Raw genomic sequence first — 18,243 nt, forward strand, 5'->3', positions numbered from 1 at the left:
GGCACTCTCGCTATGAACATATTCCCTTCGCTGTGGGCGCGGGTATTCGTTGCCGCCCTGGCCGTTACCGCCGTACCTGCAAGCTTTGCCAAAACCCCGGCCGATCAACTGATCGTCGGCATGAGCATGATCAATCTGCTGTCCCTCGACCCGGCGGCCGCCACCGGCCTGGACGTGTCGGAAATCAACGCCAACCTGTATGACATGTTGCTGGTGCAGGACGTCGCCCAGCCAGATCGCCTGGTACCGGCGCTGGCCGAGCGCTGGCAGGTCAGTGAAGACCGCAAGACCCTGACCTTCAACCTGCGCAGTGGGGTGAAGTTCCAGTCCGGCAATGACTTGAGCGCCGAAGACGTCGCCTGGTCGCTGCACCGGGTGCTCAAGCTCAACCTCGCGCTGGCCTCCACCTGGAAGGCCTACGGGTTCACCGCCGAAAACGTCGAGCGCTACATGCGCGCCACGGATGCCAATACGTTCGTGATCGAACTGCCACGGCCGACCGATCCGCTGCTGGTGCTCAACACCCTGGCGACCTCGCCGAGTGCGTTCATCCTCGACCGCAAAAAAGTCCTCGAACACCAGAAAGGCAGCGACATGGGCGCCGCCTGGCTGGTGACCCACGCCGCCGGCAGCGGTGCATTTGTGCTCAATGACTGGCGCGCCAACGATGTCATCCTGATGACCCGCTTCGACGGTTACTGGGGCGGCCCGGCCAAGCTCAAGCGCATCGTGATGCGCAACATGACCGAGTCGCAGTCGTTGCGCCTGATGATCGAGCGCGGCGACCTGGACATTGCCAAAGGTATGTCGGCGCCGGACATCGAAGCCCTGCAAAAAAGTGACAAGGTGCGCACCCAGACCCTGCAACGTGGCACCTTGTATTACGTGGCCCTGAGTGTGAAGCAGCCGATGTTCGCCGATGCGCGTGTGCGCAAGGCCGTGCGTTCGCTGATCGACTACCAGGGCATCAACCAGACGGTCATGCCTCATTACGGCGTGATCAACCAGCGGCCGATGCCGTTGGGTCTGGCGGCGCGCCTGCCGGATCCCGGCTACAAACTCAACGTCGAGCAGGCCAAGGCCTGGCTGGCTGAAGCCGGTTACCCGAACGGCTTCAAGACCACCATTCGCGTGCTGGCCGAACCGCCCTTCATCAACATTGCCTCCAACCTGCAATCGACCCTGGCCCAGGCCGGTATCGAAGCCAGCATCATTACCGGCACCGGTAACCAGATCTACGGCGCCATGCGCGAGCGCACCTTCGACATCATCGTCGGTCGCGGCGGTGGCGGGGCGGAGCGTCATCCCCATTCCAGCCTGCGCACCCTGGTGTACAACCCGGATAACCGCGATGAAGCCAAACTGACCAACTTCCAGGGCTGGCGCACCTCGTTCTACAGTCCTGAACTGAACCAGTTGATTGAGCATGCAGAAGTCGAACCGGATGCCGACAAACAACTGACGCAGTACCGCGAGATCCAGGCGCAGGTCGATCAGCAGGTCGGGGCCATTTTGCCGGTCTCGCAGATGACCGACACCGTGGTGGTGTACACCGACGTGGCCGACTTCCAGGGCCATACCGCTGCGACCACGCGCTACAAAGACGTCTACAAAAAGCGCTGATCGATTTACCAGGAGCTCACTATGTTTGTTATGACTGCCTCTGTCATGGGCGCTCGCGCTTCCAATACCCTACGGCGCGCCAGCACCGTGCTGGTGACGCTGCTCGGCCTGTTGGCGCTGACCTTTATCATCGGCCGGGTCATGCCGCTTGACCCCGTGCTGGCGGTAGTCGGGCCGGACGCCGACAGCTCCACCTACGACCAGGTGTACCGGTCGATGGGCCTCGACAAGCCGATCTGGACCCAGTTCGGCCTTTACCTCAATGACCTGCTCCACGGTGATTTCGGCAATGCGCTGCTCACCGGCCACCCGGTGCTGGATGACATCCTGCGCGTGTTCCCGGCGACCATCGAACTGGCCACGTTGGCGATCCTGTTCGGCGTGCTGATCGGCTTGCCGCTGGGCGTATGTGCGGCGAGCAATCAAGGTCGGCTCGGCGACCACGTGGCGCGGGTGATCACCCTGTTCGGTTATTCCACGCCGATTTTCTGGCTGGGCATGATGGGCCTGCTGGTGTTCTACGCCTGGCTCGGCTGGGCTGGCGGCGCGGGGCGCATCGACCTGGCCTACGACGGCATGGTGCCCGAGGTTACCGGCCTGTTGCTGATCGACACCTCACTCGCCCGCGACTGGGATGCCTTCGCCAGCGCTCTGCGGCATATCGTGTTGCCGGCGCTGATCCTGGGCCTGAACTCGGTGGCGTACATCAGCCGCATGACCCGCAGTTTCATGCTGGAGCAGTTGTCCCAGGAGTACATCATCACGGCACGGGTCAAGGGTTTGTCCCGGCGCCAAGTGGTGTGGGGGCATGCGTTTCGCAACATCCTCGTGCAGTTGCTCACCGTGGTTGCGCTGGCCTACGGCTCGCTGCTCGAAGGTGCGGTGCTGATCGAAACCGTGTTCGCCTGGCCGGGGTTCGGCCAATACCTCACCAGCAGCCTGATGCTCGGTGACATGAACGCGGTGATGGGCTGCGTGCTGGTGATCGGCCTGATTTTCGTCGCGCTCAACCTGATCAGCGATGCCTTGTACAAGGTGTTCGATCCGCGCACTCGTTAAGGCGCTACGCAAAAAAACTATAAAAAGAAGGATTCTTTAATGACGACTGTATTTTCGAAACTGCACCTCGGCCTGCTGACCGCCATCCTCGCCCTCGGCCCGATGACCCTGGCCAGCGCCAAGACCCCGGCCGATCAACTGATTGTCGGCATGAGCATGGTCAACCTGTTCTCCATCGACCCGGCCAACGCGCCCGGCCTGGATGCGTCCGGCGTCAATGCCAACCTTTACGACACGCTGATCAAGCGTGACCAGGGCAACCCGGAAAAACACCTGCCGCAACTGGCCGAACGCTGGGACATCAGCGAGGACGGCAAGCAGGTGACGTTTCATCTGCGCCAGGACGTGAAATTCCATTCGGGCAACCCGCTTACCGCCGAAGATGTGGCGTGGTCGCTGTACCGCGTGATGAAGCTCAACTTCGGCCTGGCGACCACCTGGAAAGCCTACGGCTACAGCGTCGACAACATTCAGGCGCTGATCCGCGCCACGGATGCCCACACCCTGGTGGTCGACCTGCCGCAGACCATGGACCCCTTGTTGTTGGTGGACTCCCTGGCGATCTCGCCCAGCGCCGTGATCGTGGACCGCAAGACCGCCCTGGCCCATGAAAAAAACGGTGACCTCGGCGCCGGTTGGCTGGTGACGAACGAGGCGGGCAGTGGCCCCTTCGTGCTGACCAAATGGAGCGCCAACGACTCGCTGCTGCTGACCCGTTTCGATGGCTACTGGGGCGGCGCGGCCAAGCTCAAGCGCGTGGTGGTGCGGCACATGACCGAATCCCAGTCCCTGCGCCTGATGCTCGAACGCGGCGACCTGGATCTGGCCTACGGCATGGCCGCACCGGACATTCGCGCCATCGACGGCTCGGACAAGATCCAGGTGCAGTCGCTGCCACGCGGCACCATGTACTACGTCGCCATGAGCATGAAGCAGCCGGAATTCGCCAAGCCCAAGGTGCGCGAAGCGGTGCGCAACCTGATCGACTACAAAGGCCTGGACCAACAAGTGATGCCGTATTACGGCAAGCTCAACCAGCAGCCGATGCAGTTGGGCCTGGAAGCGCGGCTGCCGGATCCCGGCTATCACATGGACGTGGCCAAGGCGAAAGCCCTGCTGGCAGAGGCCGGTTACCCCGAGGGCTTCAGCACCACCATTCGCACGCTGTCGGAGCCGCCGTTCATTGATATCGCTGCGCGCTTGCAAGCCACGCTGGCCGAAGGCGGGATCAAGGCCAGTATCGTCACCGGTACCGGCAACCAGGTGTACGGCGCGATGCGCGCGCGCAATTTCGAGATCATCGTGGCCCGTGGCGCCGAGCGTTACCCGCACCCGTATTTCAGCCTGCGCACCTTTGCCTACAACCCCAACAATAGCGATGACGCCGGCCTGCCGAACTTCCAGGGCTGGCGCGCTTCGTTTTTCAATCCGCAGATCAATAGCCTGATCGACCAGGCCGGCGTGACGCGTGATTCGGCGCAGCGGGTCAGCCTGTACCACCAGGCGCAGAACCTTTACGACCAGCAAGTGGGGCCGATCCTGATGATTTCGCAGATGACCGACACCGTGGTCAGCGCTGCCGACGTCAAGGGCTTCACCGGTGACGATGCCGAGGCCACCCGTTACCTGGGTGTCTACAAGCAGCGTTGAGTGCTTCCAGAATTCACACAGAGAAGATGCTTATGAATGCCAATCTGTCTTCCATCGAATCGGCGACGAAGCGCCCGGTGGATCGCTCGCCAGGCTCCAGCTTCGATGCTTTTTGCAAGAGCGGCCTGCGGGTGTTGCGTCACCTGTTGCGCAATCCCATGACCCTGGCAGGCCTGCTGGTGGCGCTGCTGTTGGTGGTCGTCGCGGCCTTTGCGCCGTGGATCGCCACCCACGATCCGGTGGCGCAGAATCTTGCCAATGCCTTGCAGGCACCGGGCTCGGCGCATTGGTTCGGCACCGATGAATATGGCCGGGACATCTTCAGCCGGCTGGTCTACGGCTCGCGGATCACGCTGTACATCATTGGTCTGGTGACGGTGATTGTGGGGCCGATCGGGTTGTTTATCGGCACCGTATCGGGCTACTTCGGTGGCGCGGTCGACACCGTGTTCATGCGCCTGACCGACATCTTCATCTCCTTCCCCAGCCTGGTCCTGGCCCTGGCCTTTATCGCGGCGCTCGGCCCTGGCCTGGAACATGCGGTGGTGGCGATAGCCTTGACCTCCTGGCCGCCGATTGCGCGGCTGGCGCGGGCTGAAACCCTGTCTTTGCGTAACGCTGATTTCGTCGTCGCGGTGGAACTGCAAGGCGCCTCGCCGGCGCGGATTATCCTGCGCCATATCGTGCCGATGTGCCTGTCCTCGGTGATCATCCGCCTGACCATGAACATGGCGGGGATCATCCTCACCGCTGCGGCACTGGGCTTTCTAGGCCTGGGCGCCCAGGCGCCGCTGCCGGAGTGGGGCGCAATGATCTCCACTGGCCGCCGCTACATGCTCGAATGCTGGTGGCTGGTGGCGGTGCCAGGGGCGGCGATCATGCTGGTCAGCCTGGCTTTCAACCTGTTGGGCGATGGCCTGCGGGACATCCTTGATCCGCGCAGCGAATAATCGGAGGAACACCTGATGTCCGCCATCAAACTGAATGTCGAAGGGCTTAACGTGCGCTTCGTCAGTGGCCAGAAAGAAACCCACGCCGTGCGCGATGTGTCCTTCACCTTGGGCCGTGAAAAACTGGCGATTGTCGGTGAGTCCGGCTCCGGTAAATCCACTGTGGGCCGCAGCCTGCTCAAGCTGCATCCGCCCAGCGCCAGGATCACCGCCAAGGCCATGGCGTTTGGCGAGGTCGACCTGCTGTCGGCCAGTGAAAAAGCCATGCAGAAGATTCGCGGCCAGCGCATCTCGATGATCATGCAGGACCCCAAGTATTCGCTGAACCCAGTGGTCAAGGTCGGCGACCAGATCGCCGAAGCCTACCTGGCCCACCACAAGGCCAGCCGCAGCGATGCCCGCGAGCGCGTGCTGCAGATGCTGGAGCAGGTGCACATCCGCGACCCGCAGCGCGTCTATAACCTGTACCCCCACGAAGTCTCCGGCGGCATGGGGCAGCGCATCATGATCGCGATGATGGTGATCACCCGTCCGGAAGTGATCATCGCCGACGAGCCCACCTCGGCCCTGGATGTCTCGGTGCGCCAGCAAGTGCTCAACGTGCTGGAAGAGTTGGTGGACCAGCAGCAGATGGGGCTGATCTTCGTCAGCCACGACCTCAACCTGGTGCGCAACTACTGCGACCGCGTGCTGGTGATGTATGCCGGGCGCGTCGTCGAATCCCTGGCCGCCTGCGACCTGCACTACGCCGAGCACCCCTACACCCGTGGCCTGCTGGCCGCGCTGCCGAGCATGGATAACCGCCGTGCGCACTTGCCGGTGCTCAAGCGCGATCCTCTCTGGCTGACCCAATAAGGAACCCGACCATGCCCATGATCCAAGCGCACGCCTTGAACCTGAGCTTCGGCACAGGCGCTGCCATCAACCAAGTGCTGCACGATGTGAGCCTGAGTGTCGCCGACGGAGAATCGTTCGGCCTGGTGGGGGAGTCCGGCTCGGGCAAGACCACCGTGCTGCGCTGCCTGGCCGGGCAATACCGGCACTGGAACGGCGAGCTGAGCATTGCCGGCGCGCCGTTGCACCACAAAATTACCAAGGAGCACTTTCGCAAGGTGCAAATGGTCTTCCAGGATCCTTACGGCTCCCTGCACCCTCGGCACACCATCGACACCGCATTGCGCGAGCCGCTGATTATCCACGGGGTAGGGGACAAGGACGACCGCATCAACGAGATCCTGCTCAAGGTTGGCCTGAACGACAGTTTCCGCTTTCGCTACCCGCACCAACTGTCCGGCGGGCAGCGCCAGCGCGTGGCAATTGCGCGGGCCTTGATCCTGGAGCCACGGGTGCTGTTGCTGGATGAACCGACCTCGGCGCTGGATGTGTCGGTCCAGGCCGAGATTCTCAACCTCCTGGCGGACCTGCGTCAGCGCGAGAAACTCACCTACTTGCTGGTGACCCATGACCTGGGCGTGGTGACTCACTTGTGCGACCGGGTGGCGGTGATGCAGCACGGCAAGATCGTCGAACTGCTCGACTGTCAGGGCCTGAGCCAGGACCAGGCGGAGCACGATTACACGCGCATGCTGGTGCAGGCCAGCCGTGACTTCAGTCAGGAGTCCGAGCGGCGACGTGTAGGCTAAAAGCGCTAGTCATCGTATGACTGTGCTTTGGTTGATTTGTTTATTGATGTGAATAAACGCTTATTTCATTGTGGTTAATCGCATTTTAACCATGAAAGGCGTTTAGAGGGTGGCATTACTATTTTTGTAGTTGTACGATGACGTACCTCTTAAGGTATTCCATTCAAATTTCGAATAAAGGTTTGCGAACATGACGCCACAAGAACTAAAAACAGTCCTGTCTTCCGGCTTGCTCTCGTTCCCGGTCACCGACTTTGATGCCGCCGGCGACTTCCGCGCCGACACCTACGCTCGCCGCCTGGAATGGCTGGCGCCTTATGGCGCCAGTGCGTTGTTCGCGGCAGGGGGCACCGGGGAATTCTTCTCCCTGGAGTCCAAGGAATACACGCAGATCATCAAGACTGCCGTGGACACCTGCAAAGGTCAGGTGCCGATCCTCGCCGGTGCCGGTGGCCCGACGCGCCAAGCCATCGCTTACGCCCAGGAAGCCGAGCGCCTGGGCGCCGCGGGTATTTTGCTGATGCCCCATTACCTCACCGAAGCCAGCCAGAAGGGCTTGGTGGCGCACGTTGAGCAAGTGTGCAACTCGGTGGATTTCGGCGTGGTGGTGTACAACCGCAACCTGTGCCGCCTCAACGCCGACAGCCTGGAACAGCTGGCCGAGCGCTGCCCGAACCTGATCGGCTTCAAGGATGGCATTGGTGAGGTCGAATCCATGGTCAGCATCCGCCGTCGCCTGGGCGACCGCCTGACCTACCTCGGCGGCCTGCCGACTGCCGAAGTCTACGCCGCTGCCTACAAAGCCCTCGGCGTGCCGGTCTATTCCTCGGCGGTGTTCAACTTCATCCCGAAAACCGCGATGGACTTCTACCGCGCCGTGGCTGCCGACGACCACGCGACCGTGGGCCGTTTGATTGATGATTTCTTCCTGCCGTACCTGGCGATTCGCAACCGCTGTGAAGGTTATGGCGTGAGCATCGTCAAGGCCGGTGCGCGTTTGGTTGGCCATGACGCCGGCCCGGTACGTGCGCCGCTGACCGACTTGCTGCCCGATGAAGTGGAGCAACTGGCGGTGCTGATCGAGGCCCTCGGCGCCCAGTAAGGCGAGTACGAACCTCCAATGTAGGAGCTGTCGAGCCCCAGCGAGGCTGCGATGGGATCGCTGCGGTGTGTCGGCAAAACCGAGTCGCCTGCATCGCAGCCTCGCTAAAGCTCGACAGCTCCTACGGGGATTGCTGGGGGAATAGATTCAACCTTCCTCAATCGCAGCCAATACCTCGAAGCTTCCACGCAACAGATGCAGCCCTTCAACGTGAATACCGGCAAAAACAAGGAGAACAACATGCCGTATAAACCCTCAGCGCATTGCGCGCTTGCCCTTATCGCCCTCGGTTGCAGCCCGCTGTCCTGGGCGCTGCAAGCACCGTCAAAACTGCAAGTACCCACCCTGGCCTATGACGATCAGCAGATCATCCTGGTCTGGGAGAAGCCTGCCGATCATGGCGGCATCCAGGATTACCACGTGTACGCCAACGGCGTGTTGTTGGGCAGTGCCAACGCCAACAACGATCAGGTGTCACCGGCCAAGCCCTATATCGACCAGTTCTACCGCCAGGACACGGCCAACTTCCACCATCGCATCGGCATCCACAGCTACACCGCCCAAGGCTTGAAGCCCGACACGGCCTACCGTTTCACCGTGCGTTCGGTGGACGCAAACGGCAAGGAGTCGGCAGACAGCGCCCCCGTACAGCAACGTACCACCCAGGTTGCGGCGCTGTTTGACGTGAAGAAATACGGCGCCAAAGGCGACGGTAGCCACCTTGATACCCTGGCGATCCAGAACGCCGTCGATGCCTGCACCCCAGGCTGCAAAGTCCTGCTGCCCAAAGGTACCTATAAAAGCGGCGCGCTCTACCTCAAGAGCAACATGACCCTGGAGATCGCCGAAGGCGCGACCCTGCTCGGTTCCGAACGCGCTGAAGATTACCCATTGGCCGGTTATATCCAGTACCCGTATTCCACCACCGTGCGCCCAGCCTCGCTGATCAACGCGTTGCCCCGCGATCCGCGCCAGCATCAAACGTTCGAAAACATCCGCATCGTCGGCAAGGGCACCCTCGACGGCAATGGCTGGAAGCGCAACGCCGACGTCATCGACGAGCGCGGCCAGGCGCTGCCGTTCTACCTGCCCAGCGACAACACCCGCTATGCCCAGGACGGCATCCTCGCCAAGGCCCAGGTCGAGCAAGCCGTGGCACGGGGCATGAACGTCAAGGACGCCTATGGGCAGATGCGTTCCTCGTTGATCACCCTGCGCAACGTCAAGAACGTGTTCTACGGCGGCTTCACCGTACTCAACCCGGCGTTCCACGGCATCATGAACCTGGAGACTGAAAACGTGGTGCTGGCCAACACCACCCACAAGACCTACGACGCCAACAACGGCGACGGCATCGAATTCGCCAACAGCAAGGGCGCGATGGTCTTCAACAACTTCTTCGACACCGGCGACGACTGCGTCAACTTCGCCGCCGGCACCGGTGCGAATGCCGTGCACCAGCCGCCTCAGGAAGATGCGTGGATTTTCAACAACTACTTCCGCAAGGGCCACGGCATGGTGGTGGCTGGCAGTCATACAGGCGCATGGATCCAGAACATCCTGGCTGAAGACAACGTCTCCGACGGCACCGACGCCGGGCTGCGCATGAAAAGTACCAACTTCATGGGCGGTGGTGCGCGCAACGTCACCTTCCGTGATTCGGCGATTCGCAACACGGTCAAGCAGGCCTTCATCTTCACCCTTGACTACAACGACCCCAACGCCAAACTCGACTACGAGCGCTCAACAATTGCCGGGCAGTTCAAGGACATCCGCGTGAGCGATGTCAGCGTGGAAAACGCCCAAGGCGCGGCGATCGAAGTCAAGGGCGATGCTGCGCACAGCGCCTACCATGAGGGCTTGGTGTTTGAGCGCGTGCGTTTCAGCGGCGCGGCCAAGGCGCGTATCGATGGGTTGAAAGACTCACGCTTCGAGCACGTGGTGTTCAGCCAGACCGGCGGCGCCAATCCGTGGCAAGTGAGCGGTAGCCAAGGGCTGGTCTTCAAGGACGTGCAACCGACGCCCTGAACCACCATATTCTTGTGGTGAGCGGCTTTTGTGGTGAGCGGGCTTGCCCCGCGCTGGGCTGCGTAGCAGCCCCAAAACCTTCACCTCGCTTAATTCTGGCACTCTGCGGTGGCCTTGTTGGGGCTGCTGCGCAGCCCAGCGCGGGGCAAGCCCGCTCACTACAGGGTTGTGTGACATTAGCCAGCAGTTACGTATAAAGATTGATAGCATTGGGCCACTTATCTCGAGTATTCCTTATGCTTCCTGGCCATATCCGCGTACTTGTCCTGGGCCTCGTGTTGATGCTGTCTAGCCTGTCCGCCCTGGCGGCCAATACCCCTTGCTCCGGTCGTAAGGGGGGCATTGCCGGGTGTGATGGCGATGTCTTCCTCTGCAACGACGGTTCCATCAGCGCCTCGAAAAGAAGTTGCACCGCCTATACCGGCAACCGCTTGGCACGCCCCGCTGTGCAACCGCTGCAAGGTCGTTCAGAGAGCTGCAGCTGCGGTAGCGGTACGTACTGCACCGGGCCACGGGGCGGGGTGTTCTGCCTCACGCCCTCCGGACAGAAAAGTTATCGGCGCCACTGACCGCTAAATAGTTGGCTGTGGCGGAAATGAGGGACGAAATAGCGGTTTGCCATTCAATTTTCATAAAAGCGTAACAATGCTGCTGCAAAGTTCCGGGAGCCCGTAATCACAAGGATTTCCCTGAATGAAACGTCTGATGAAGTCTGCTGCACTCGCCGTTGCGGTTTCTCTCAGTGCCACCTCGGTATTTGCTGCCGAAAACGTCCGTCTGACAGGTTCTGGCGCCAGCTTCCCTGCGCCGATCTACCTCACCTGGTTCAAGGATTTCAGCAAGAAGACCGCTGGTGTCACGGTTGACTACCAATCCAAGGGGAGCGGGGCGGGTGTCCAGGACTTCCTGAACAAAACCGTGGACTTCGCCGCCAGTGACTCGGCCATGAAAGATGAAGACATCGCCAAGGTCGCCGAAGGCGTGCAGCTTCTGCCGATGACCGCGGGCGAGATCGTGCTGGCGTTCAACCTGCCAGGCAATCCCAAAGAGCTGAAGTTGCCCCGCGATGTGTACTCCAACATCTTCCTGGGCAAGATCACCAAGTGGAACGATCCGCAGATCGTCGCCGCCAACCCTGACCTGAAGATGCCGGATATGCCGATCACCGTGGTCGTGCGTGCAGACTCCAGCGGCACCACTGCGGTATTCACCAAGCACTTGGCGGCCATCAATCCGCAGTTCCAGAAGGACCTGGGTGAAGGCAACACCGTTAACTGGCCCGCCAGCGACAAATTCATCAAATCGCCGAAGAACGACGGTGTGACCGCCACCGTACGCCAGACTCCGGGCGCGATTGGCTACATCGAATACGGCTTCGCCAAACTGGCCAAGGTTAACTTTGCCCAGCTGCAGAACAAGGCCGGCAAGTACGTGGTCCCTAACGCCGAAAGCGGTGCCGAAGCGCTGGCCGCAGTGAAGATGCCGGAAAGCCTGGTGGCCTGGCTGCCGGATCCGGACGGTGCCAAGTCCTACCCGATCACGTCCTACACCTGGATGATCTTCCGCAAGGACAACGGCAACCCGGCCAAGGCCAAAGCCATGCGTGACATGGTCGAATACAGCCTGACCGAAGGGCAGAAAATCGCCGACTCGATGGGCTATATCCCGCTGCCGCAATCGGTGGTTGATCAGGTTCGCAAAGCGTCCGCCAACATTCAGTAACGCTCGTGTGGCCTCTCTTGGCGGGCGCTGTGAGCCCCGCCGGGAGAGTTACCCCCTTGTTCCGGAATCAGCCAATGAACACACCGTTTGTCGTACCGGGTAACCCGGACTCTGCCTGCCAGCCACCTTCGACGAAGGATTTCCTGGTTGATCGCACCTTCCGTGCGCTTGCGCGGATAGGCGTGGTGCTGGTGCTGGCGCTGGTGTTTGCGCTGGTGTTTGAAGTGGGGCGCAAGGCCCTCCCAGGCATGGAGAAGCACGGCTTTGACGTGCTGTTCGGCAGCGTCTGGGATGTCAATCAAGGCAAGTACGGCATTCTGCCGGCCATCTGGGGCACGCTCTACAGTGCCTTTATCGCGTTGCTGATCGCCGGTGTTTTTGGCGTCAGCATGGCGATTTTTCTCACTCAGGATTTCTTGCCGGCGAAGCTGGCGGCGGTGTTTCGTACCATCGTCGAACTGCTCGCGGCCATCCCCAGCGTCGTTTACGGCCTGTGGGGCATTTACGTGGTCATCCCGGCGATTCGGCCGCTGACCGCATGGTTGAACAGCGAACTGGGCTGGATCCCTTTTTTCGGCACCTCGTTGAGCGGGCCGGGGCTGCTCCCAGCCGCGCTGGTGCTGGCGATCATGATTCTGCCGACCATCGCGGCCGTGTCCCAGGACGCCCTCACCGCCGTCCCCATGAAAACCAAGCAGGCCGCCTACGGCATGGGCACCACCCACTGGGAAGCGATTCTCAAAGTGATGGTGCCGTCCGCCGCTACCGGCATCTTCGGTTCCCTGGTGTTGGGCCTGGGCCGCGCCCTCGGTGAAACCATGGCGCTGGCCATGCTGGTGGGCAACGCCAACAACATCTCGCTTTCGCTGTTCGCGCCGGCCAACACCCTGGCGGCGTTGCTGGCGCTGAACTTCCCCGAAGCCGGGCCGAACGAGATCGAGGTGCTGATGTACGCCGCACTGGTGCTGATGTTGATCACGCTGATCGTCAACATCTTCGGCTCCATGATCATGATGTACGCCCAACGGGGTAATAAGTGATGACTGATCTTTCTGCTGCAACCGACCTGACGTCTCCCGCCGGTGCGCTGCCCAGCCTGCAACGCCGGTTCGAAGGCCGTGCTCTGCGCAGCCTGGTGTTGACGACCCTGGTGTGGACCGGCGCGCTGCTGGCCAGCGTGCCGCTGATTTCCGTGCTCTACATGCTGATCATGCGCGGCGGGGCGCGCCTGAGCCTTGAAGTATTCACCGAACTGCCGCCCACCGGTTTCGAGACCGGCGGCGGTTTCGGCAACGCCATGGCCGGTACCTTCGTGATGGTTGGCATCGCCGCAGCCATTGCGGTGCCGGTTGGCATCATGGCGGCGATCTTCCTCGCCGAACTGGGCCCGGAGAGCAAACTGGCGAACGCCGCGCGCTTCGCCGCGAAGATGCTCACCGGCCTGCCTTCGATCCTGGCCGGTGTGTTTGCCTACGCTTTGGTGGTGATGACCACCGGCACCTACTCGGCTCCGGCCGGTGGCGTGGCGCTGGCGGTGCTGATGCTGCCCATCGTGGTGCTGACCGCTGAAGAGTCGATGCGCATGGTGCCCAAGATCATGAAGGACGCCGCCTACGGCATGGGCTGCACCCGCTCCCAGGTGATCTGGAAAATCGTCTTGCCCACCGGCCTGCCGGCCATCCTCACCGGCGTGATGCTCGCCGTGGCCCGCGCCGCAGGCGAAACCGCGCCGCTGTTGTTTACCGCGCTGTTCAGCAACTACTGGATCTACCACGACGGCAGCCTGGCGGTGATGAACCCGACAGCTTCGCTGGCCGTGCTGATCTACAACTTCTCCGGCATGCCCTTCGACAACCAGCTTGAACTCGCCTGGGCGGCGTCGCTGGTACTGGTAATGATCGTGCTGGTCGTGAACATCGTGAGCCGTATTTTCGGCAAGCCAAAGTATTGAAAACGGGAGCACCTGAATCTTGAACGTATCAACTGCGCAAATAGCCGCTCCGTTTGTCACCCAGGCGCCTGTGGTCATGGACTGCAAGCTGGACAAGATCTTCTACGGCAACTTCATGGCCGTGCGTGACAGCCATGTGCCGATCGAAAAGAACAAGATCACCGGCTTCATCGGGCCGTCCGGCTGCGGTAAAAGTACCGTGCTGCGCAGCCTCAACCGCATGAACGACCTGGTCAAAGGCTTCCGCTTCGAGGGCCATGTGCACTTCCTCGGGCAGGACGTCTACGGCAAGGGCGTGGACCCGGTGGTGGTGCGCCGCTATATCGGCATGGTGTTCCAGCAGCCAAACCCGTTCTCCATGAGCATCTTCGATAACGTGGCCTTTGGCCTGCGCCTGAACCGCTACAAAGGCGACCTGGGCGACCGCGTCAAGCATGCCCTGCAAGGCGCCGCGCTGTGGGATGAGGTCAAGGACAAGCTCAAGGTCAGCGGCCTGTCGCTGTCCGGTGGCCAGCAGCAGCGCTTGTGCATTGCCCGCGCCATCGCCACCGAGCCGGAAGTGCTGTTGCTCGACGAACCGTGCTCGGCGCTTGATCCGATTGCCACGCGCCGGGTCGAAGAGTTGATGGTCGAGCTGAAAAAGGACTACACCATCGCCCTGGTGACCCACAACATGCAGCAGGCCATCCGTGTGGCCGACACCACGGCGTTTTTCTCGGTGGATATTTCTCAGGGCACGCGCACCGGCTATCTGGTTGAGATGGGCCCAACGGCGCAGATTTTCGAGAACCCGCGCGAGCAAATGACCGGGGACTACATCACGGGTAAGTTCAGCTGATGCCTGCAACGCGACGCCTTGATCTGCCTGCGATTGAACGCGCACTGCGTGAGGTGCAGCAGCGCTTTGCCGCGCTCAGCCAGGACTTCACCGAGCCACGCGACCCACTGACGGACGAAGTGCTGCACAACGTGCTTGAAGGCTATGCGCTGATTGACGATTATGTGGCGCGGGGCGTCGACCTGTTTGACCTTCAGCAACTGAACCTGATGCTGGAGATCAACGCCACCGTACTCTGTGGCAGCGACCCGAGCCGTCGCCTGGAATACGCCCAGCACCTGGCGGCGACCGAAGAACACTTCTTCAACAACGTCGAGGGCGGCATCAAGGACTTGTACAACTGGTACTGCGCGTATCGCAGTGAATCGGTGTGGAAGCGCGCAGCCGGGGTGTATGTGCGCATCCTCAGCAAGCCGCAGTTGTTTATTGAAGGCAACCACCGCAGCGGCTCGCTGATCGTCAGCTATCTGCTGATGCGTGCGGGTTTGCCGCCGTTCGTGCTGTCGCTGGAGAACGCCGAGGGTTACTTCAACCCTTCGTCGGTCATCCGCAACTCAGCCAAACATGGAGTCAAGGCGTTGTACGAATTGCCCAAGATCAAGAAAAAATACGCCGCCTTCCTGGAAGAACAGGCACCGGATCCAATGAGGTTTTTTCTCCAGGACACGCCCGTGCCCGCCTATCAAGGGGGCCATTGATGAGCGGTTCTCGCCTGTTCGCCAGGGCAGGGCAGGCCATGCAGCGCCTCCTCCCGACGCAGTTGCTCAAGCGCCCGCGCATCCGTATTTCATTCGACATAGACGACACCCTGGCCTGCCAGCTCCACCACTGCGACGTCGAGCCGAGCCGGCTGCCAGCCTGCGTGCACCGCTGGCTGGGTGAGCCGCTGCGCATCGGCACACGCTCCCTGACCCGCGAACTGCGCCGCCAGGGTTGCAGCGTCTGGGTCTACACCTCGTCCGGGCGTACGCCGTCCTATATCCGGCGCTGGCTGATGCTGTACGGCATTCGCGTCGACGGCGTGGTCAACAGCGTGCTGCACAACCAGGCGCTGACGGCGCACGGGCTGTCGAACGCACCGTCGAAATTCCCACCGGCCTTCGACATCGACCTGCACGTGGATGACTCCGAAGGCGTGCACAGTGAAGGCCAGGACCACGGTTTTCGCGTAGTCGTGGTAGACCCCCAGGATGAGCAGTGGGCGCAGCGGGTATTGGATGCCGTCGCACAGCTTCAGGCACAGCTTGCCCGTCAGCAACCGCACCGGCACACACCAACCCCGCAGAGCGCACGCGGGCTTTTTCTGCCTGAGGCGCTTTGACCGCCAGGTATGCCCTGGTCGACCTCGGTATAAGCCTTGGTTAATCGACCGATCTGGATGTTCCCAGCACTCGATTCAGCTCGCCAGCGACAGCGATGAGCTGCTGTTCAAGCGCTTCAACCTCAGAGAGGCTGATGCCATTGTTGATAACGTGCAGGGTTTTAGCCCGCTTCTTGGGGGCGGGAGCCAGATTGTGTGCTTGTTGCGAAATCAACGCCTGACGCAACAGATTGTTGATCACGGTCTGATAGCCCGTACCGGCGCTTTCGGCGCGTTCACGGGCGGCTTCGATTACCGCGTCGTCAAGCATGATGGTGATGCGGGTCTTGCCCTTGTTGCTGGCGACAGCACCACGTTTGCCGTGGGTGAAATCGTATTCGTCTTTCATTGTTCAAGCCTCCAGATAACGACGCCGTTCATTTCTTGATGCGAGCCTGGCGCTGATAACGCGTACGAAATTTGGATCGCGATAAGTGTACGTCACTACCAGAATTCGTCCCCTCGCGTCGCTGCCCATGGTCACCCAGCGCTCTTCATCGTGATCGGGGTCTTGTATGGTCAGGGCCATCTCATCGTTGAACACCGGTTCTGCGTCGGCCAGGGTTATGCCCTTGTGCTTTTGCTGATTTGCGATGTTTTTTGCCTCATCGTATTGAATCCTGAATCTCTTCGTTATGCATACTTTATATGTATTAAAAAGCAGTTGAAGAAACCGTCAGTCAGGAAGATGGCCAGCTATAAATAGCGGTAGTGTGAATTTGCCATGTTCCGCTCGGTCAGTTGGGTCTCGATCTTGCTGAAATTGCCAACATATTTGCGGGCGTAATGGCCAATCCGTTACGTAGAAGGATTCTGTTTTGATTGTCAGAAGAGGCGAACTTGAACCGGCGAGTAGTCAGATAGGTCAGCGTGCACGGGGCCGGGTCAATGCCAAGTTTGTGCACATTGCCCTTTATTCCGCGGCATGCTCAGGTTAATGACCACGCCGTGGAAAGGGTCGCAAGAGCGACCTTCAACGCATATGCAAAATAATCGGGCTGCTGCTTGCCGGGTCTGTATGCCCGCGTAGTTTGCCCACCGCCTTGGCGTCCACCGCGCCGCCCTGGTTGCCCCACGTGCCGCGCACATACGTCAGCACCTCGGCGATTTCCTGGTCGGACAATTGCTCGCGAAACGCCGGCATGCGATAGGCATCCGGCACGCCAGCGGCGACCACGCGTTGTGCGCCATTGAGGGTGATATTGATCGCTGACGCCGTCTCCTTGACCAAGGCCGAAGTGGCGCCCGCGAGAGGTGGCATCCACTCGGGCTGGCCTTTGCCGTCTGCGCCATGGCACGAGGCGCAGCGGGTGGCGTAGGTGTGGGCGCCGGGGACGTCCTGGCGCACGGCGGCGGTTACGTACTGCCAAGGCGTGCCGTCGCGCTGCGGGTCGCCGGGCAGCGACTTGAGGTAGCGGGCGATGGCGGCCAGGTCGTCGTCGGCCATGAACTGCGTGGAGTTGTTGAACGCTTCGGTCATCGAGCCATAGACCACCGCGTGCTGGTTGCGGCCGGTCTTGAGGAACTGCACGATCTGCGGCTCGCTCCAGCGACCCAAACCGCTGTTGGGGTCCTGGCGCAGGCTGGGTGCGTACCAGCCATCGAGCAGGGCGCCGGCGAGGAACGGCTTGCCGGATTCATCCAAAGCCTTTTCGTTGAACGCCAGGCCACGCGGTGTGTGGCAACTGCCGCAGTGGCCTGGGCCTTGGACGATATAGGCGCCGCGATTCCACAGCGCATCCTGGTTGGGGTTGGCGGCGTAGGTGGCGGTCGGTGCAAATACGCCGTTCCACAGGGCGATGGGCCAGCGCATGTTCAGCGGCCAGGGAATATCGCTGGGGATATTCGGCTGGTTGGCCGGTTGCACGCCTTTCATGAAAAACGCGTACAGCGCCTGGATATCGTCGTCGCTGAGCTTGGCATACGACGGATAGGGCATGGCCGGATAGAGCCGGCGGCCGCCCGGTGCCACGCCGTGACGCACTGCGCGATCAAAATCGGCCAGGCTGTAAGTGCCGATCCCGTGGGTGCGGTCCGGGGTGATGTTGGTGGCGTGAATCGCTCCCAACGGCGTGGCCATTTCCAGGCCACCGGCGAACGGTGCCTTGCCGGCCAGGCTGTGGCAGGCCACGCAGTCGCTGAGGCGGGCGACGTACTCGCCACGACTGACCAGGGCCGGGTCGGCACTGGCTGCCTGTGGCGTTTCGAACGGTGTAGCGGGTTGGCGGCTGACATACCAGGCCAGCAGGCCGGCGGCGACGACGCAGGGCAGCGCGAGCCAGCCTACGGTTCTTGCGAATCGACGGTTGTTCATGGG

Annotated in this window: 18 protein-coding genes; 15 read left to right on the plus strand and 3 right to left on the minus strand. The window is 61.3% G+C overall.

The window, feature by feature from the left end:
• The first annotated feature begins 12 nt into the window (after positions 1 to 12).
• The 15 genes from AOA60_RS11345 to AOA60_RS11415 all read left to right on the plus strand — a co-directional run bounded on the left by AOA60_RS11345 (position 13) and on the right by AOA60_RS11415 (position 15,887).
• Positions 13 to 1,623, plus strand: coding sequence for an ABC transporter substrate-binding protein (locus AOA60_RS11345; protein WP_099584515.1), 1,611 nt, complete (start codon positions 13 to 15; stop codon positions 1,621 to 1,623).
• Positions 1,624 to 1,644: 21 nt separating this feature from the next.
• Positions 1,645 to 2,682 (plus strand): ABC transporter permease, encoded by a 1,038-nt coding sequence (locus tag AOA60_RS11350; RefSeq protein WP_099584516.1) that lies wholly within the window; start codon positions 1,645 to 1,647, stop codon positions 2,680 to 2,682.
• A 39-nt stretch (positions 2,683 to 2,721) separates the two neighbouring features.
• Positions 2,722 to 4,332, plus strand: a complete 1,611-nt coding sequence (locus AOA60_RS11355) for an ABC transporter substrate-binding protein (RefSeq protein ID WP_099584517.1) — start codon at positions 2,722 to 2,724, stop codon at positions 4,330 to 4,332.
• A 32-nt stretch (positions 4,333 to 4,364) separates the two neighbouring features.
• Positions 4,365 to 5,282 carry an ABC transporter permease gene (locus tag AOA60_RS11360; RefSeq protein WP_160385064.1) on the plus strand — a complete coding sequence of 306 codons (918 nt, stop codon included), beginning with the start codon at positions 4,365 to 4,367 and terminating at the stop codon, positions 5,280 to 5,282.
• Positions 5,283 to 5,297: 15 nt separating this feature from the next.
• Complete coding sequence (locus AOA60_RS11365; protein ID WP_099584518.1) at positions 5,298 to 6,137, plus strand: ABC transporter ATP-binding protein; 840 nt, start codon at positions 5,298 to 5,300, stop codon at positions 6,135 to 6,137.
• Positions 6,138 to 6,148: 11 nt separating this feature from the next.
• A complete protein-coding gene (locus AOA60_RS11370) occupies positions 6,149 to 6,925 on the plus strand; it encodes an ABC transporter ATP-binding protein (RefSeq protein ID WP_099584519.1) in 777 nt (258 codons plus the stop codon).
• Positions 6,926 to 7,115: 190 nt separating this feature from the next.
• A complete protein-coding gene (gene kdgD, locus AOA60_RS11375; RefSeq protein WP_099584520.1) occupies positions 7,116 to 8,027 on the plus strand; it encodes a 5-dehydro-4-deoxyglucarate dehydratase in 912 nt (303 codons plus the stop codon).
• A 240-nt stretch (positions 8,028 to 8,267) separates the two neighbouring features.
• Entirely contained in the window at positions 8,268 to 10,055 is a 1,788-nt protein-coding gene (locus tag AOA60_RS11380; RefSeq protein ID WP_099584597.1) for a glycosyl hydrolase family 28 protein, read from the plus strand.
• 236 nt (positions 10,056 to 10,291) lie between these two features.
• The gene (locus AOA60_RS33885) at positions 10,292 to 10,624 is read left to right on the plus strand and encodes a hypothetical protein (protein WP_099584521.1); all 333 of its coding nucleotides are present in this window, start codon (positions 10,292 to 10,294) and stop codon (positions 10,622 to 10,624) included.
• Between the two features lie 124 nt (positions 10,625 to 10,748).
• On the plus strand, positions 10,749 to 11,777 hold the full coding sequence (pstS, locus tag AOA60_RS11390; RefSeq protein WP_099584522.1) for a phosphate ABC transporter substrate-binding protein PstS: 1,029 nt from the start codon (positions 10,749 to 10,751) through the stop codon (positions 11,775 to 11,777).
• A gap of 74 nt (positions 11,778 to 11,851) precedes the next feature.
• Positions 11,852 to 12,817: a phosphate ABC transporter permease subunit PstC gene (pstC, locus tag AOA60_RS11395; protein ID WP_099584523.1), complete on the plus strand. Its 966-nt coding sequence runs from the start codon at positions 11,852 to 11,854 to the stop codon at positions 12,815 to 12,817.
• Complete coding sequence (gene pstA / locus AOA60_RS11400; protein WP_099584524.1) at positions 12,817 to 13,728, plus strand: phosphate ABC transporter permease PstA; 912 nt, start codon at positions 12,817 to 12,819, stop codon at positions 13,726 to 13,728. The genes pstC and pstA overlap by 1 nt, the downstream gene beginning before the upstream one ends.
• Positions 13,729 to 13,804: 76 nt before the next feature.
• Positions 13,805 to 14,566 carry a phosphate ABC transporter ATP-binding protein PstB gene (pstB, locus tag AOA60_RS11405; protein ID WP_217284518.1) on the plus strand — a complete coding sequence of 254 codons (762 nt, stop codon included), beginning with the start codon at positions 13,805 to 13,807 and terminating at the stop codon, positions 14,564 to 14,566.
• Complete coding sequence (locus tag AOA60_RS11410; RefSeq protein ID WP_099584526.1) at positions 14,566 to 15,264, plus strand: hypothetical protein; 699 nt, start codon at positions 14,566 to 14,568, stop codon at positions 15,262 to 15,264. The genes pstB and AOA60_RS11410 overlap by 1 nt, the downstream gene beginning before the upstream one ends.
• A complete protein-coding gene (locus tag AOA60_RS11415) occupies positions 15,264 to 15,887 on the plus strand; it encodes a hypothetical protein (RefSeq protein ID WP_099584527.1) in 624 nt (207 codons plus the stop codon). The genes AOA60_RS11410 and AOA60_RS11415 overlap by 1 nt, the downstream gene beginning before the upstream one ends.
• A gap of 40 nt (positions 15,888 to 15,927) precedes the next feature.
• On the opposite strand, the gene AOA60_RS11420 is transcribed toward AOA60_RS11415, so the two are convergent.
• From AOA60_RS11420 to AOA60_RS11430, 3 genes are all read right to left on the minus strand, one after another.
• On the minus strand, positions 15,928 to 16,275 hold the full coding sequence (locus AOA60_RS11420; RefSeq protein WP_099584528.1) for a BrnA antitoxin family protein: 348 nt from the start codon (positions 16,273 to 16,275) through the stop codon (positions 15,928 to 15,930).
• 3 nt (positions 16,276 to 16,278) lie between these two features.
• Positions 16,279 to 16,563 (minus strand): BrnT family toxin, encoded by a 285-nt coding sequence (locus AOA60_RS11425; RefSeq protein ID WP_099584529.1) that lies wholly within the window; start codon positions 16,561 to 16,563, stop codon positions 16,279 to 16,281.
• A gap of 336 nt (positions 16,564 to 16,899) precedes the next feature.
• Entirely contained in the window at positions 16,900 to 18,240 is a 1,341-nt protein-coding gene (locus AOA60_RS11430; RefSeq protein ID WP_099584530.1) for a cytochrome c, read from the minus strand.
• Between the last annotated feature and the right edge of the window lie 3 nt (positions 18,241 to 18,243).

The organism is Pseudomonas sp. 2822-17, assembly GCF_002742485.1.
GTDB lineage: Bacteria > Pseudomonadota > Gammaproteobacteria > Pseudomonadales > Pseudomonadaceae > Aquipseudomonas > Aquipseudomonas cyclaminis.